Source organism: Nocardia altamirensis NBRC 108246, assembly GCF_001612685.1.
GTDB classification, from domain to species: domain Bacteria; phylum Actinomycetota; class Actinomycetes; order Mycobacteriales; family Mycobacteriaceae; genus Nocardia; species Nocardia altamirensis.
The window spans coordinates 194,660-209,195 of record NZ_BDAY01000014.1 but is presented as its reverse complement, the minus strand read 5'-3'; the positions used below and the strand labels follow the sequence as shown (position 1 = coordinate 209,195).

Annotated in this window: 17 protein-coding genes; 6 read left to right on the top strand and 11 right to left on the bottom strand. The window is 68.1% G+C overall.

Features of this window, described 5'->3' with window-relative positions; all coding sequences use genetic code 11:
- Positions 1-234 precede the first annotated feature (234 nt).
- From NA11_RS10285 to moaA, 6 genes are all read right to left on the bottom strand, one after another.
- Positions 235-837 carry a methyltransferase family protein gene (locus NA11_RS10285; protein WP_069161604.1) on the bottom strand — a complete coding sequence of 201 codons (603 nt, stop codon included), beginning with the start codon at positions 835-837 and terminating at the stop codon, positions 235-237.
- 56 nt (positions 838-893) lie between these two features.
- Positions 894-2,150 (bottom strand): RNA polymerase sigma factor, encoded by a 1,257-nt coding sequence (locus NA11_RS10280; protein WP_069161565.1) that lies wholly within the window; start codon positions 2,148-2,150, stop codon positions 894-896.
- Between the two features lie 2 nt (positions 2,151-2,152).
- Positions 2,153-2,866, bottom strand: coding sequence for a YciI family protein (locus NA11_RS10275; RefSeq protein ID WP_069161564.1), 714 nt, complete (start codon positions 2,864-2,866; stop codon positions 2,153-2,155).
- Positions 2,867-3,077: 211 nt separating this feature from the next.
- Entirely contained in the window at positions 3,078-3,800 is a 723-nt protein-coding gene (locus NA11_RS10270; protein ID WP_084654458.1) for a YciI family protein, read from the bottom strand.
- Positions 3,801-3,885: 85 nt separating this feature from the next.
- Entirely contained in the window at positions 3,886-4,128 is a 243-nt protein-coding gene (locus NA11_RS10265) for a MoaD/ThiS family protein (RefSeq protein ID WP_069161563.1), read from the bottom strand.
- Positions 4,121-5,179: a GTP 3',8-cyclase MoaA gene (gene moaA / locus NA11_RS10260; protein WP_069161562.1), complete on the bottom strand. Its 1,059-nt coding sequence runs from the start codon at positions 5,177-5,179 to the stop codon at positions 4,121-4,123. The genes NA11_RS10265 and moaA overlap by 8 nt, the downstream gene beginning before the upstream one ends.
- Before the next feature lie 139 nt (positions 5,180-5,318).
- Between moaA and NA11_RS10255 the strand changes: the two genes are divergently transcribed.
- From NA11_RS10255 to NA11_RS10240, 4 genes are all read left to right on the top strand, one after another.
- Complete coding sequence (locus NA11_RS10255) at positions 5,319-6,566, top strand: molybdopterin molybdotransferase MoeA (RefSeq protein WP_069161561.1); 1,248 nt, start codon at positions 5,319-5,321, stop codon at positions 6,564-6,566.
- A 31-nt stretch (positions 6,567-6,597) separates the two neighbouring features.
- Positions 6,598-7,620 (top strand): bifunctional molybdenum cofactor biosynthesis protein MoaC/MoaB, encoded by a 1,023-nt coding sequence (gene moaCB / locus NA11_RS10250; protein WP_069161560.1) that lies wholly within the window; start codon positions 6,598-6,600, stop codon positions 7,618-7,620.
- Positions 7,607-8,041 (top strand): molybdenum cofactor biosynthesis protein MoaE, encoded by a 435-nt coding sequence (locus tag NA11_RS10245; protein WP_069161559.1) that lies wholly within the window; start codon positions 7,607-7,609, stop codon positions 8,039-8,041. Before moaCB ends, NA11_RS10245 begins: the two co-directional genes overlap by 14 nt.
- An 87-nt stretch (positions 8,042-8,128) precedes the next feature.
- A complete protein-coding gene (locus NA11_RS10240) occupies positions 8,129-9,136 on the top strand; it encodes an AraC family transcriptional regulator (RefSeq protein WP_069161558.1) in 1,008 nt (335 codons plus the stop codon).
- 18 nt (positions 9,137-9,154) lie between these two features.
- Here NA11_RS10240 and NA11_RS10235 read toward each other — a convergent pair whose 3' ends face one another.
- The 3 genes from NA11_RS10235 to NA11_RS47325 form a co-directional block, all read right to left on the bottom strand.
- Complete coding sequence (locus NA11_RS10235; RefSeq protein WP_069161557.1) at positions 9,155-9,346, bottom strand: hypothetical protein; 192 nt, start codon at positions 9,344-9,346, stop codon at positions 9,155-9,157.
- A 236-nt stretch (positions 9,347-9,582) separates the two neighbouring features.
- Entirely contained in the window at positions 9,583-10,614 is a 1,032-nt protein-coding gene (locus tag NA11_RS10230; RefSeq protein WP_069161602.1) for a CobW family GTP-binding protein, read from the bottom strand.
- Positions 10,615-10,700: 86 nt separating this feature from the next.
- Positions 10,701-12,173 (bottom strand): N-acetylmuramoyl-L-alanine amidase, encoded by a 1,473-nt coding sequence (locus tag NA11_RS47325; RefSeq protein ID WP_069161556.1) that lies wholly within the window; start codon positions 12,171-12,173, stop codon positions 10,701-10,703.
- A 375-nt stretch (positions 12,174-12,548) separates the two neighbouring features.
- Here NA11_RS47325 and NA11_RS46275 point away from each other — a divergent pair, with 375 nt between their 5' ends.
- Positions 12,549-12,776, top strand: a complete 228-nt coding sequence (locus NA11_RS46275) for a hypothetical protein (protein ID WP_218023283.1) — start codon at positions 12,549-12,551, stop codon at positions 12,774-12,776.
- Positions 12,777-12,784: 8 nt separating this feature from the next.
- Positions 12,785-12,937 (top strand): hypothetical protein, encoded by a 153-nt coding sequence (locus NA11_RS46270; RefSeq protein ID WP_218023282.1) that lies wholly within the window; start codon positions 12,785-12,787, stop codon positions 12,935-12,937.
- Positions 12,938-12,996: 59 nt separating this feature from the next.
- On the opposite strand, the gene NA11_RS10220 is transcribed toward NA11_RS46270, so the two are convergent.
- Positions 12,997-13,560, bottom strand: a complete 564-nt coding sequence (locus NA11_RS10220) for a TetR/AcrR family transcriptional regulator (RefSeq protein WP_084654454.1) — start codon at positions 13,558-13,560, stop codon at positions 12,997-12,999.
- Positions 13,561-13,650: 90 nt separating this feature from the next.
- A complete protein-coding gene (locus tag NA11_RS10215) occupies positions 13,651-14,403 on the bottom strand; it encodes an HD domain-containing protein (protein ID WP_069161555.1) in 753 nt (250 codons plus the stop codon).
- Between the last annotated feature and the right edge of the window lie 133 nt (positions 14,404-14,536).

The window sequence follows — 14,536 nt, the reverse complement described above, 5'->3', positions numbered from 1 at the left end:
TGGTGGGTGTCGCGCGGTGTGTTGCAACCATTTGACTCCCGTCGATGGGGCAACAACCATTTCACTCCCGTCGATGGGGCAACAACCATTTCTCTCCCGTCAACAAGGCTGGGCAACCACTTCTCTCCCGCCGATGCGAGGCTCGCGGCCTTCTCCCCGCACCAACCAGCTGAACGCCCTGCTCCCCACACCAACTAGCTCAGCAACCACTTCTCTCAACTCCCAACACCAGGCCTAACCCCGGCCGACCGCGGGCACGAACCGGCCGACCTCGGCGGCGTAGCTGCGGTAGTCGTCGCCGTGTTCTGCGCGCAGGTATGGTTCCTCGACGATCCGCACCTGGAGCTCTATCACCGTAACGAGTAGCAGGAAACCCAGTACCGCAACGGGATTGGGGGCCATGGCGGTGACGCCGGCGGCGAAGACGAACATGCCTGTGAAGATCGGGTTGCGGACCAAGCCGAAGATGCCGGAGCGCACCAGAGTGGTGTGTTCGGCTTTGTCGACGCCGATCCGCCAGGACTCGCCCATCGCATGCTGGGCGTAGAGCGTGCCGCCGATTCCCGCGAGTGCGACGATGAGCCCGGACCACTGCACGATCGGCCTGTCCAGCAACGGAATCGGCGCCACCACCCCGGCCAGTTGCAGGATCGGCGCGGCGAGCTCGACGACGAGCACAACGACCAACCCAACGCCGACCAGCCACTCCAGTGAGCCAGGCCGTCCGGAGATGCCGTGGAATCCGGTCGTTCCGGTGCGGTGCCACTGCCACCACGTCCGCCAACCGAACGCCGCCGCGGCGAAAATGAGCGACAAAATCAGTGCGCTGACAGCCATCAGCACTCCCCTTTCCTTGTGTCGCCGCCACCATACATAGCGAAGTGCGCATGTATCTATGGTTGCGTGATATCCTGCTCCGCAGCGGCTTCCACCTGGGCAAGACGACTCGCCAGGAACTGGAGCACCTGCTCGTTGCTCGCTCGGCCCAGCGCATCGCGGTACTGCGTCGCGGACTCCGCGTACCGGCCTGCCCGCCGCAGCAGATCGGCACGGGCGGCGGGGACGAGATGGGAGGCGGCTAAACGTGGATGGTCAGCGACCTCGTCCAGGGCGGCGAGCCCCGCGCCGAAGCCGTGCAGAAAGCCGACGGCGATGGCGCGGTTCACCACGATCACCGGCGAGCTGGAGTGGGTTCGCAGCTCGTCGTAGGCGGAAACGATGGCACCCCAGTCTGTTTCCGCCCAGGTGCGCGCCGTGGCGTGGGCGGCGGCGATGCGCGCCTGGATCAGGTACGGTCCGACGCCGTCCGCGGCCGCCGAGATCAGGCAGCGCAGACCGGACTCGATCTCGGCGCGGTTCCAGCCGGTGCGGTCCTGGTCCTCGATCGGCACCAATTCGCCGTCCGCACAACGCCGTTGGCCTCGCCTGCTGTCGTTGAGCAGCATCAGGGCGAGCAGGGCTCGCGCCTCCGGCTCCTCGGGCAGCAGCGCACAGAGCAGCTTGCCGAGGCGAATTGCTTCGTCACACAACTCGTCTCGAATGGCGGTGGACCCCGAGGTCGCGGAATACCCTTCCGTGAACACCAGATACACGCACGCAAGCACCGCTGGTACCCGCTCGGGCAACAGGTGGGCCGGCGGCACCCGCAGCGGGATGCCCGCGGCCCGAATCTTCGCCTTCGCCCGGGTGAGGCGTTGCGCCACAGTGTGTTCCGGTTGCAGGAACGCTCTGGCGATCTCGATGGTCCGCAATCCACACACCAGTCGCAACGTCAAAGCGACCTGCGACTCGATGGACAGCGCGGGATGGCAGCAGGTGAAGATCATGCGCAGTTGATCGTCGGGTACCGGCGTCACCTCGGGCTCCTCGTTCGGCACGGTCAGCAGGACGGCGTCCTGTTCTTTGGCGCCCCTGGCCGATTCGCGCCGCAACCGGTCCAAGGCGCGATTGCGCGCCGCGGTGGTGATCCAGGCGCCGGGATTCGACGGCAGTCCGCGGTCCGGCCAACTGCGCAGCGCGTCGGCGAACGCCTCGTGCACCGCGTCCTCGGCCAGGCCGATATCGCCGACCAGCCGGGCGACGGTGGCCAGGGCGCGACCGAATTCGGCACGGTAGATCCCGTCGATCGCCTCGCCCCGGCCGCCACGCACGATCAGAAACCCACGTCGACGATCTGGCGAAGCTCGGTGCGCCCCTTCTCTCCCCGCGGAATCTGGCGCACGATCTCGGTGGCCTGCGCCGCGTTCGCCGCGGTGAACACGTAGAGACCGTCGATCACCTCGGCGCCCTCGATGTACGGACCGTCGGTCAGCAACAACCGACCGTCGCGCTCGCGGACGATGCGCGCCGTCTCCGGCGGGTGCAGCGCTCCACCGGCCTTGATCGCTGCACCGACCCGCTCCGCGAACTGTTGATGTGCAACGGCCATCGACTGCCACTCGGCGGACTCCGGCGCGAACAGCTCGCCCTGCGGCGACCACAGCAGCGCGGTCCACCAGTCGGCACCGGGCGTCGAATGCGGCATCCACATCACCATCGGCCGCACCTCCACCGACCCCTTCGACGCCGCCGGAATCTTCCCGGCCAGCTCGACGGCCTCGTCCATGCTCTGGCAGTCCAGCACATAGAAGCCGGTGACCACCTCGTTGAGTTCGGTGAACGGCCCATCGGTGACGAGCGTTTCGTCACCCATGCGCTGCACGTTGATCGCGGTGGCTGACGGATACAGCGCCGCGCCACCCGCGATCGCCGCGCCCGCCTGCTCCTGGAACTGCGCGTATTTCGCGAGGCCCGCGCCGAACTCCGGCGTGCCAGGCGTCATGGCCTGTTCCGTCTCGCCGCTGACAATCGTGGCCAAGTAGTGCATGGTCGCCAACCTTCCTCGAATGGACGGGCCCGATACCCTTCCCTACCCAGACGACGAACACCGCGTGGGTTTTTCTACACCCGCTGTGCACAATTTCTACTCGTCCCGCACAGACGAGGCGGTGCGAACGACACAGGGCCCGCCCGAGTTCGACACAGGGCCCGCCCGGGTTCGGCGACGGAGTCCGTCGAGCCCGGCCGGGCCCCTGCTGTCATGCGTCGAGTTCGACAACCTGACGCAGCTCCACGTGGCCCTTCTCGCCACACGGAATCCGTGCCGCGATCTCGGTCGCCGCGGCCTGATCCGGCGCGACGAACAGGTACAGGCCATCGATGACATCGGCCGACTCGGCGAACGGCCCATCGGTGAGCGTCAACTGCCCGGACCGCACCCGCACGGTGGTCGCGGTCGTCGGCGGCTGCACCGCGCCGCCGCCGCGAATGGCCGCGCCGAACTCCTCGCCGAACCGCTGATGCAGGGCGACCGCGGCATCCCACTCCGGCGAATCCGGCGCGATCACCGCACCCGGCGCCTCCCAGAGCAGCGCGAGCCACCAGTCCGGGCCTGGCTCGTCGTGCGGCGCCCACTGGACCATCGGCCGCAGTTCGACCGCACCGTCTTCCGCGGCGGGGGCATGGCGGGCGAGCTCGATGGCATCGTCGAGGTCAGCGCAGTCGAACACGATGAATCCGCCGACCACCTCGGTGTGCTCGACGAATGGTCCGTTGCTCAGCAGCAGCCGACCGCCGGTGTGCCTGACCTCGACCGCGGTGTCCGCCGGATGCAGGACAACGCCGCCCGCGATCGCGGCGCCTGCCTTCGCCTCGAAGGCCGCGTACCTCGCTACCTCGGCCTCGAACTCCGGTGTTCCCGGTTCGGCGTACGGCGCGTCCGTCGCGCCGACCAATGTCGCCAAGTAGTGCATGATCGCCATCCTTCCTTCTTTCGAAGGGTCTGGTACCCCTCTATTCAGGCGACGAACACCGCACCGCGATCCCTACATCGGCCGGACGGACCGCTCAGCCGCCGGCGAACGGGGGCAATACATCGACCCGCGGTGTCAGCGCGGCGTGCGGGTCCCTGGTGAGTTCGTCGCCGACCAGATACGCGCAGACCGACAGCATCTTGTCGAGGCCGGGACCGTACGAGGCGGACAGAGTGGAGCGCAGGTCGGCGACGGTGGCGCCGACCGGGAAGTCGAGCGTTTCCCGATCCTTGCCGACCGCGTCGGCGATCGCGGCGAAGTAGCGGATCTCAACCACCGATGGCTCCCATCGTGCGTTCCGGCGGCACGAAGCCCTCGGCGTCGATGCCGTGACCTGCCCACTTGTTCCACATCGCACCGCGCCACAGCGTGGCGAGTTCGGCGTCGTCGGCGCCGGACCGCAGTACCTGGCGCAGGTCGTACTCCTGGTCGCTGAACAGGCAGGAGCGCAGCATGCCGTCGGCGGTGAGCCGGGTGCGGTCGCAGGTGTCGCAGAACTTGCGGGTCACCGAGGCGATGATGCCGACGGTCGCGGGGCCGCCGTTCACCAGCCACGTCTCGGCCGGGGCCGAAGGGTCGGACCGGCCCGCCGCGGTGAGGTCGAAGCGCGTGCCGAGCACATCGAGCAGTTCGGCGGCGGTGACCATGTTGGTGCGCGCCCACTCGTGGTCGGCATCGAGCGGCATCTCCTCGATGAACCGCAGCTCGCACGCCTCGTCCAGGCACCACTGGAGCAGATCCGATGCGCCGGAGAGGGTTTCGCGCATCAGCACGGCGTTCACCTTGACCGGGGCCAGGCCTGCGTCGCGGGCGGCGCGGATGCCTGCCAGCGCGGAATCGAGCCGGTCGCGGCGGGTCAGCCTGGCGAACGCGGCGCGGTCGACGGTGTCCAGCGAAACGTTCACCCGGTGCAGTCCGGCGGCGGCCAGCGCGTTCGCGCGGTGCGCGAGCCCGACGCCGTTGGTCGTCATCGCCAGTGGCGTGTCCGGCACCTGCTCGTGACAGCCCGCGATGATCTTTTCGAGATCGCGCCGCATCAACGGCTCACCGCCGGTGAACCGGACCTCCTGCACCCCGAGCTCGCGCACCGCGAGGCGGACCAGGCGGACGATCTCGTCGACACTCAGCAATTCGTGCTGCGGTATCGGCGGCAGGCCTTCTTCCGGCATGCAGTAGGTACAGCGCAGCGAACACTTCTCGGTGATCGAGACGCGGAGATCGCGGGCGACTCGCCCGAATCGGTCGAGCAGGAACGGCGTGTCCGGGCGCCCGTCGAGCGAGGGACGCCCGGAACGCACGGCAGGTATCCCCATCTCGACCAGAGTCACCTGTCCATTATGACCTCCGGCCGGGTGTGGTCAGCCGCAGAAGGTACGGAATCCGCTCCCGGGTGCCCGCCTGGATTCTGAGCTTCACACAAGTCCGACGGGCGATGGCTACCGGCGGGCGCCCACTAGGCTGGCTGGCATGAACCCTCGGCCCGCCAGCGTTTCGGCCAGGCCCGTCGACGACTACCGCGACAGCATCGAACAGCTGTTGCGGCCGCTGGCCGCGCGTCCGGTCGAGCGTGTCGCGGTGCCGCTCGCAGTGGGGCGCCAGCTGGCCGACGACGTCCGCGCGCCGGTCGACCTGCCGGTGTTCCGCAATTCGGCGATGGACGGATACGCGGTGCGGGCCAGCTCGGTCGTGGTGGCGCCGGTGACGCTGCCGCTGGCCGGTGTCGTCGCCGCGGGCCAGGCCGGACAAACACCGTTGCCGCCCGGCGCCGCAATGAAGGTGATGACGGGCGCGCCGATTCCGCCCGGCGCGGACTGCGTGGTTCCGGTGGAGGACGTGCAAGCAGGCGTGGGCACGATCACCATCGAACGTGGCCGCAGCGCAGGCGAATTCGTCCGCGAACCGGGCACCGACGTGCACGCTGGCGACCTGCTTGCCCGCGCGGGCACCACGCTCGCGCCCCGGCACATCGCGGCGCTCGCGGCGGTCGGACTGCCGGACGTTCCGGTGTTCCGCGCGGTGCGGGCCGCGGTCATCACGACCGGCGACGAACTCGTCGCGGCGGGCAGCACGCTGCGCCCCGGCCAGATCTACAACTCGAACGGGATCGCCCTTGCCGCCGCGCTCGCCGCGAACGGGATCAGCGTGGTCTCGGTCGCGCACAGCACCGACGACCCCGCCGAGTTCCGCACGCTGCTCGCGGCCGCGACCGGGTCCGCCGATGTCGTGTTCACCTCGGGCGGGGTGTCCAAGGGCGACTTCGAAGTGGTCAAGGACGTGCTCGAGCCGCTCGGCGGACAGTTCGGCTCGGTCGCCGTGCAACCAGGCGGGCCGCAGGGTCTGACCGTGGTCGACGGTGTCCCTGTCCTCAGTTTCCCCGGCAATCCGGTCAGCACGATGGTGTCGTTCGAGGTGTTCGCCCGGCCGATGCTGCGCCGCCTGGCCGGGCTGCCCGCCGTCGAGAGCTACGAGTTGCCGCTGCGCAACGAGGTGGCGCGGTCGCCGCAGGGCAAGCGGCAGTTCCTGCGCGGCAAGCTGATTCGCGCAACATCCGCCGATCTGCGTGCGCTGCACCGGCATCCGGAGGCGGTGGAGGTGGTGTCCGGGCCCGGTTCGCATCTCGTCGCGAGCATGGCGTGGGCGGACGTGCTGATCGATATCCCCGCCGAGGTCACCTCGCTGCCCGTCGGGGCGGTTGTGCGAGTGTGGGCACTGTGATGCGTGCGGCTGAATCGGCTAGGAGCAGTAGATGAGTGGGTTGTCCCATGTGGACGGCGAGGGCCGGGCTCGCATGGTCGATGTGAGCGCCAAGGCCGACACCACCCGGATCGCGGTGGCCGCCGGTGAGCTGCGCACCACCGCCGAGGTGGTGGCGCTGGTGCGGGCCGACGACCTGCCGAAGGCCGACGTGCTGTCCACCGCGCGGATCGCCGGCATCGCCGGGGCGAAGAAGACCTCGGAGCTGATCCCGCTGTGCCATCAGCTGGCGCTGTCCTCGGTCAAGGTCGAGTTCGGCTTCACCGACACCGCCATCACCATCGAGGCGACCGCGAAAACCAAGGGGCCGACCGGCGTCGAGATGGAAGCGCTGACCGCCGTCGCGGTGGCCGGGCTGACCTTGCACGACATGGTGAAGGCGGTCGATCCCGCGGCCGAGCTCACCGGGGTGCGGCTGCTCACGAAAGAGGGCGGAAAGCACGGACATTGGCAGCGGCCCGAGCGGGAGCATGAGCATTCGGCGTCTCCTGCAACGGAATCCGCGGTTGCCGAAGCCGATCAGTCCGCAGGCGATGCACGATCCGCGGTCGTCCTCGTCGCCTCGACCGGCGCGGCCGCTGGTACCCGAGTCGACACCACCGGCCCGGTCCTCACCGAATGGCTTGCCGGTCTCGGCTTTTCGGTGCGTGGCCCGCTGGTCTACGCGGACGCCGAGATCGCCGTCGGACTGGCCGACGCACTACGCTTCGCGCCATCACTGGTGATCAGCACCGGCGGCACCGGCGCCTCCCCCACCGACGCCACCCCGGAGGCCACCCTCGCCGCGCTCGACCGCGAACTGCCCGGCGTCGCCGAGGCGATTCGCCAGCGCGGCACCGCGAAGTTCCCGCTGGCCGCACTGAGCCGCGGCGTAGCCGGGCTGGCAGGCCGGACAGTGGTGGTGAACCTGCCCGGCTCCCCCGGCGGCGTCAAGGACGGCATCGCGGTGCTGGAGCCGCTGCTCGATCATCTGCTCGCGCAAGTAGCCGGAGGCGGCAACCATGACGACAACTGAACCCACCGTCCGGCTCGCCCGCATCAGCGACCAGCCGCTCGACGCCGCCGAGGTCGAGGCCGCGGTGGCAGGGGCGCACTACGGCGCGGTCGTGGTGTTCACCGGCAAGGTCCGCGATCACGATGGCGGACAACCGGTTTCGGCACTGGAATACTCGGCGCACCCGCAGGCCGAACGCTTCCTGCATCAGGTCTGCGCCGAGCTGGCCGACTCCGCTGGTGTGCCCGTCGCCGCCGTGCATCGCGTGGGCGCGCTGACCATCGGCGACTGCGCGATCGTCGTCGCGGTCGCGGCCGCGCACCGGGCGGAGGCCTTCACCGTGTGCGCCGAGTTGGTGGACCGGATCAAGCACGAGGTGCCGATCTGGAAACGTCAGCTCTTCGCCGACGGATTATCGGAATGGGTCAATGCCTGCGGGTAGTTGAGGCGTGACGTAAATCCTATGACGAATGAATACCCCGGCGTAGCGTGACCGGACACGCAGTTCGCCGGAACACGGGAGGACGCGATGGGCACCGATCAAGTTTTGCTGCACCGATTCGTCATCTCACAGCTCAGCGCGGCCGGCCTCGATCGCGAGCGGCTGATCCGCGAGACCGGGCTGCCCGAGTGGACGATGGCCGGTGACGACGTACACCTGCCGAGCCAGACCTTCTCCCGGCTGTGGGAGCTCGGGGAACACGCGCTCGGCGATCCGAACGTGTCACTGAACGTGGCCCGCCGCTATCAACTGCCCAGCCTCGGCCTCTACGACTACCTGTTCTCCACCGCGCCGACGCTCGGTGCAGGCCTGGCGACCTGCGGGCCGTACGTCACCGCGGTCACCACCAACCATCGTTTCGACCTGGTCGCCGAGAACGAGGGGGAGGTGACCCTCTATCTGGACATGATCAAGGGCGAGGGCCGCGGTCGTGACCTCACCCAGCTGTGGGGCCTGGCCGCGGTGCTCAGCCGGGCCAGGCGGGTGGTGCGCGAGCCGGTGGCGCCGTTGCGGGTGTCCCTGCGCCAGCAGGCGCCGACCACCACGAGCGCGTTCATCGAGGTGTTCGGCACCACGGCCATCGAATTCGGCGCGCCGGTGGATGCGATGGTCTTCCGCGCCAGCGACATGGAGTTGCCGCTCACCACCAGCGATCCGGTGCTCGCCGCGGTGCTGCGCCCGCTTGCCGAGGCACTGCCGCCACCGCCGCCGCTGTCCTCCGCCTGGCCGTCGCGGGTCGCCGCGGCGCTGGCCGAGGCGCTGGACACGGGCGACGTCTCGCTCGACCGGGTGGCGCGCAGGCTGGCCACCAGTCCCCGCACGCTGCAGCGCAGGCTGATGGAGGCGGGCACCACGTGGCGGCAGGAATTGGATCGCGCGCGCACGGCACGCCTCGACAAGGTCACCGCAGGCGGTCCGGTGAGCAGGTCACGCCAGGCCGAACTCCTCGGCTACTCCGATGCGGGCTCGATGCGGCGGGCGGCGCGGCGGTGGTCGGTCACGGCACACGGGCGGCTGTCGGCTCGGTTCGACTGAACGCCCCCGGTCTGCGCGTCAGTCCTTGAGGAAGCGCGCCACGATCCCCCAGAACGTGGCGTCCTCGATGGCACGAAAATTCCAGCCGTTGGCGATCGCGTGTGATTCGGCGACGATGCCTGGCACGTCGAAGTCGTAGCGCGTGGCCGTGCCTTTGGCCTCGAGCACTGCGATCACGTACGCGGTGGCGCTCTCCAAAGACTCTGACACGGAAAACTCCCATCGGTCGCAGAACGAATTGCTTCCTTCGTGGATCGGTGCACCGAACAGGCACGGCGCGCGGCATGTTCGCTCCGGTGCGCACGTGCCGAGAGAGCGGCACCAGGACAGTCTCCTGTCCGCTCGGCGCCGCCGCTAGCACCGAACGCGCCATGTCGTAGCCGAACGCGCCAATCTCGCCGATCGGCATCACCGACCGCGCCAACTGGCCTACCCTGCCGTGCCCCTCAGTGCGGCGTGTAACGCCAGACGCCGAGGAGCGAGGACGGCTCGAGCGGATCGGCGTCGGTGTGCACGGTGTCGTGCAAGCGTTTCCGCGCCACCTCGGCGTCCATACCCGCGCCGATCAGCACCAGCTGCGTGGTGCGGGATTCGCCGCGCGCCCACGGCTGCGGTTCGAACACCAGGTGGCGGCCGACCAGGTGCAGCACGAACTTGCGCCGTTCGTCCGCGACGGCGAACGCGGCAAAGCCCTTCGCGCGGAACAGGCCAGGCGGCGGGTCCTCCAGGAAGCCGATCAACCGGCGCGGGTCGAGTTCCTGGTCGCTGGTGAAGGAGACGCTGAGGTAGTCATCGTGCAGATGCCGATGCTCGGTGTGGTCGTGATCGTGGTGATCGAGCAGCTCGTCGAAGCTCAATTGCTCAGCGACCCGCGGTGATTCGCGCAACGGCTCGTCGAAGAGCAGGCCTGGCTCCAGCCTGCCGTTGGTGGTCGCATAGACAGGGACCTGCCCGATGAGATCCGAAATACTGTGCCGCAGTTGACTCAACTGCGCGGCAGGCACCCGATCGGCCTTGTTCACCACCACCAGATCGGCCAGCCGCAGATGCGTGGTCAGCTCCGGGTGGCGCACGCTGCTCGCCGGGAACTGCTCGGCGTCGACCACCTCGACCAGGCCGCCGTAGCGGATGCGCGGGTTGTCGCTGCCGACCACCATCCGGATCAGGTTGCGCGGCTCGGCAAGGCCGCTTGCCTCGACCACGATCACGTCGATCTTGGCGCGCGGCTGCGCGAGCCTGGTGAACAGATCGTCCAATTCGCTGACGTCGACCGCGCAGCAGACGCAGCCGTTGCCGAGCGAGACCATCGCGTCGACCTGCCCGGCGACGAGCATCGAGTCGATGTTGATCGCGCCGAAGTCGTTGACGACCACGCCGATCCGGGTGCCGCGGCTGTTGCGCAGCAGGTGGTTGAGCAGCGTTGTTTTCCCGGAACCGAGAAAACCCGCGACGATCACGACAGGAATCCGGTCAGCCACGCGGACCACCCTACTTGGCGGCGCAACTCCTCAGGAAAGGCCGAACGCCGCCCGCGAGCGGGCGGCGCTCGGTGGGTCGGTGCCCGCTATTTGGCAGGCGCGATGAACTTCGCCGCCAGCGTGTAGGCGAGGTTGATCATCTCCATGGTGACCATGTTGTTGTCCATGCCGAGCGCCTTGGCCATGGGCACGAGCATGGTCAGGGCCATGTCGACGATCGAGCGGATGGCCATCATTTCGGTCTGGGACTCGGGGGACGTCTTTGTTCCCGGCGACGCCTGGGTGCCTGGCGTGGCGGGCCACGGCGAGGTGCCCGGCGACGTCTGAGCGCCCGGCGTGGCAGGCCACGGCGAGGTGCCCGGCGAGGTCTGAGTACCTGGGGTGGCGGGCCACGGCGAGGTGCCCGGCGAGGTCTGGGTCTCCGGGGTGCCCGGCCACGGCAACGTGCCCGGCGCGGTCTGCAGCGGAGGTGCCGCCTGCGCTTGCGGCGCGAACCCTGTCTGCGGCGCCGTGCCCGGCTGCGGTGTCAGCCCGGCCTGCTGCGCGAACGTCGTCTCCGGCGCGGGCACGGCCTGCGGCTGGGGCGCCATGCCCGCCGGCGGCTCGGTCGAGGCCGGATGTGGCTGCGGCACAAGCCCGTCCTGTGGCTCGTGCACCGGCTTCGGCGCGGGCTGCGGCTCCGCCGCCGAGCCGGACTGCGGTTCGAGCGGAGCGGGCACCGGCTGCGGACCTGCCGCAGGCTGGCCTGCCGCGGCGCCCGCGTTCGCCGACTGATCGCCGAGCAGATAGCTCGCCAGTCCGGTTGTGATGGCGATGGCGTGCCTGAGCTGGCCTTCCTGGCCCTCCAGCAACGCGGCATCCTCGGCGTTCGCGCCGTTGCCCATCTCGATGAACACATCCGGCACTGCGGTGAGCGCAGGCCCGGCGATGTCGCTGCGCGGCTGCAGGCCGTCCTGGCTCGCATACTTCGCCGGGAGGAATCCGGCCTGCAGATACGCGTCGCGCACCGCGATCGAGGCGGCGCGGCCCGCACCCGACTGGACCTTATCGATCGTCGCATCGGGGATCGGCAGCTCGGGCACGATCAAGTGGAAGCCACGCTGGTCGGCGGGGGCGCTGTCGGCGTGGATGCTGACGGCGACGTCCGCGCCGGACTGGTTGGCCGCCCTGGCCCGCTCGTCGATGCAGCCGCCCCAGCCCTGATCGTCCGGGCGGCTGAGCACGACCTTGGCGCCGAGACTCTCCAGCGCGGTCTGCACGAGCTGGGCCACATTCCAGTTGATGGTGTGTTCGGGGACGCCGTGCACCGTGGTCATGCCGGTGGTCTGGCAGTCCTTCATGCCGCCGCGGCCGTCGCTGACCTGCTTGGCCACGTCTTGGCTGTGCCCGGATCCCTGGTGGCCCGGATCGAGGAACACGGTCTTGCCGGCGAGCTTGGTCGCCATCTGCGGGAAGGCCGGACCGGCCAGGGCGGTGGCCGGGACCAGCCCGGTCAGCGTCACTGTGACCGCGGCCGTGACGGCGGAACAGAGTCCCGCCTTGACGATGCTTGGCTTCATGTTCGGTCGGTGCCCCGGGGACAGGACACCCCTCCCTTCCCATTAGTAACACCAAACCCAGTGGTTCACTCTCGCAACGCGAGCACCAGCATAGCAACATCAGTTATTCAACCGTTATCGCAAACGCAGCGTGTTCAAGGGGAATCAGACGTCGCGCGGCAGCCGCGCAGCGAACACAGAGTAGTGCACCCACACCCGGATGACGTCGACCGAAACGCCGAGGCCTGCCACCGCACTTCCAGCACTCGCGCTGTTCGATACACAGACCGCTTGTCAGCGAGACACAGCAGGAGTAGTGTCTCGCGCGTAGTGAGACACTACTTATTGAATGTCTCACGCAGAGTGTGGGTACGGCCCCATGAAGAGGAGTTCGCAATGACTGTCGCGACAACGCCACTGCTGACACTTCCGGCACTTCCGGACACCAGAGTGGCTAAGCAATGCCACGCGCTTGCGGTGCTCGAAGAGTCGCGCGCGATCGCCAATCACAGCGTCCGCAGCTACTTGTTCGCGCGCCTGTTCGCCGACCATATCCAGGCGAAACCTGGCGAAGATTACGAGCCGGAGCGATTCACGAAGCCTATCCACGGCATGCCATGGTGACCTCGCTGGTGAACGCCATAGTCGGGCAGGCCGACGCCTACCCGGACAAGGCGCCGCCGTTCTCGTCGGCCGCGGTGCTCGCGAGCGAACGTCGACTCTCTCCCGATCATCTGGCCTGGATGGAACGCGCCACCATCAACCACGGCCGCTGGGGGAACTGACAAACGCCGTGCCCCACCGCGTCAGGCCTTGCCGGTGAACGAGATCGGCCGACCCACCGCTAACGCAGCAACCTGCCGATGATGACGGCGGCGGCGTCGAGGCCGCCCGATTCGCCGGTGATGTATTCGCGGTAATAGAAAGATTCGCCGAGACGCACGACGGCGTAGGCCAGGGTTTCGGTGTCGATATCGGCAGGCGCGCCGATCTCCTCGGTGATCCACTCGGCAACGCTGCCGATGAACCGCCGCTGCACCACGCCGTGCTGAGAGGTCAGCACCCGCAATGCGACGTCGGTGTGTTCGGTGAGAAACGTTCGCATCGAGGAGCGTTCGGCGCTGAGCCGCAGCAACCCGTCGACCGTCTGCGCGATGCCGTCCGCACCTTTGCCTCGGTAGCGGGCGCGCAAAGCGACCAGGTCGGCGCTGGCTTGTGACCACACCACTTCACCGAGAATGCGGTCGCGATCGACGTAGCGCCGGTACAGCGTCGCGCGACTCACGCCGGCCTCCGTGCCCAACTTGCGCACGTCGATCCACCCGTCCTGGATGAACATCGCCAGTGCTACCGCCAGCACGGGATCGTCGGGCGGGTATGGAGCGGGCGACTCTTGCCCCTGAAACATCACTGGAGAAGTGTCTCACACGGCGCGTTCGATACGGGGGTGCGAAACCTGCGGATGTCGTCGCGAAGAACCGCGTGGGCCGCCAAATCCCTACTCGGCGAACGGTGAATTCGTCACGCCGAAGTCGAATCCGACATCCCGCATCAATGCGGTGCGCCCCTCGGGAACGGCCTCGGCTTCCCGGCGGACCGTTTCGATGACTTTTCGCTTGAAATCGAGGCGAGGGTGCGCGGCAACCACCGCGTCGAACCATGCGCGCCGCATGTCCTGGATCCGCTTTCCGGACAGATCGACTTCACAGCCCGCCGAGACGGCGCCGGCCAGGTCCGACAGATCGTTTTCGACGCCAAAGGTGATGTGCCCGCTGATACCGTTGCGGACCAGCACAACCTTGCCACGCGGCGCTCCCTGGTCGGTGAGGAAGCGTTCGGCATCCTCGGCGCCGCGCACCGCGAAACACCGGCCGGGAACGGGATGCTCGATTTCCATATCGTGCAGCATCGAGGTGATGAAGAACAATTCATCATCGATGTGCACGTTGTCCGCCTTCGCGAGCGCTTTGCCGAAGTAATAGACCCGGTAAGAGTGCTCGAGCACCCACGGACTCAATTCCTCGCGCGCGTGCTGGTCGGCCGCTCTGGCGAGTGCGGAATCCGGAATCTTCATTTCGATCTCGTCCAGCTGAGCCGAACCTTGCACACCGAGCATGGACAGCAAACTCCCGCTCATGACGCTGGGCGTCAACGAGGCGGCGACCAGGAGGAGCTTGCCGACCTGCCGCCGATCGAGCTTCCCACCCGTGCTGTCAGCCCAGCCCCAATCGAATCCATCTTGTGCACCCATTGCTCGAACCTCGCTTCGCGTGCCAATAGAAGGGTTGAGACACCAGTTTGATAATGTCTCATCCGAGACACTAGATCGATGGTGTCTCATTGGCAAGGATTAGTGATCCAACAGCTATCGGCGAATCCCCTAC

Excerpts from the sequence above, each read along its gene's own strand:
- NA11_RS10285 (WP_069161604.1), bottom strand. The coding sequence starts at position 837 with ATGGCTGTCAGCGCACTGATTTTGTCGCTCATTTTCGCCGCGGCGGCG.
- NA11_RS10275 (WP_069161564.1), bottom strand. The coding sequence starts at position 2,866 with ATGCACTACTTGGCCACGATTGTCAGCGGCGAGACGGAACAGGCCATG.
- NA11_RS10270 (WP_084654458.1), bottom strand. The coding sequence starts at position 3,800 with ATGGCGATCATGCACTACTTGGCGACATTGGTCGGCGCGACGGACGCG.
- NA11_RS10255 (WP_069161561.1), top strand. The coding sequence starts at position 5,319 with ATGAACCCTCGGCCCGCCAGCGTTTCGGCCAGGCCCGTCGACGACTAC.
- moaCB (WP_069161560.1), top strand. The coding sequence starts at position 6,598 with ATGAGTGGGTTGTCCCATGTGGACGGCGAGGGCCGGGCTCGCATGGTC.
- NA11_RS10245 (WP_069161559.1), top strand. The coding sequence starts at position 7,607 with ATGACGACAACTGAACCCACCGTCCGGCTCGCCCGCATCAGCGACCAG.
- NA11_RS10240 (WP_069161558.1), top strand. The coding sequence starts at position 8,129 with ATGGGCACCGATCAAGTTTTGCTGCACCGATTCGTCATCTCACAGCTC.
- NA11_RS47325 (WP_069161556.1), bottom strand. The coding sequence starts at position 12,173 with ATGAAGCCAAGCATCGTCAAGGCGGGACTCTGTTCCGCCGTCACGGCC.
- NA11_RS46275 (WP_218023283.1), top strand. The coding sequence starts at position 12,549 with ATGACTGTCGCGACAACGCCACTGCTGACACTTCCGGCACTTCCGGAC.
- NA11_RS10220 (WP_084654454.1), bottom strand. The coding sequence starts at position 13,560 with ATGTTTCAGGGGCAAGAGTCGCCCGCTCCATACCCGCCCGACGATCCC.
- NA11_RS10215 (WP_069161555.1), bottom strand. The coding sequence starts at position 14,403 with ATGGGTGCACAAGATGGATTCGATTGGGGCTGGGCTGACAGCACGGGT.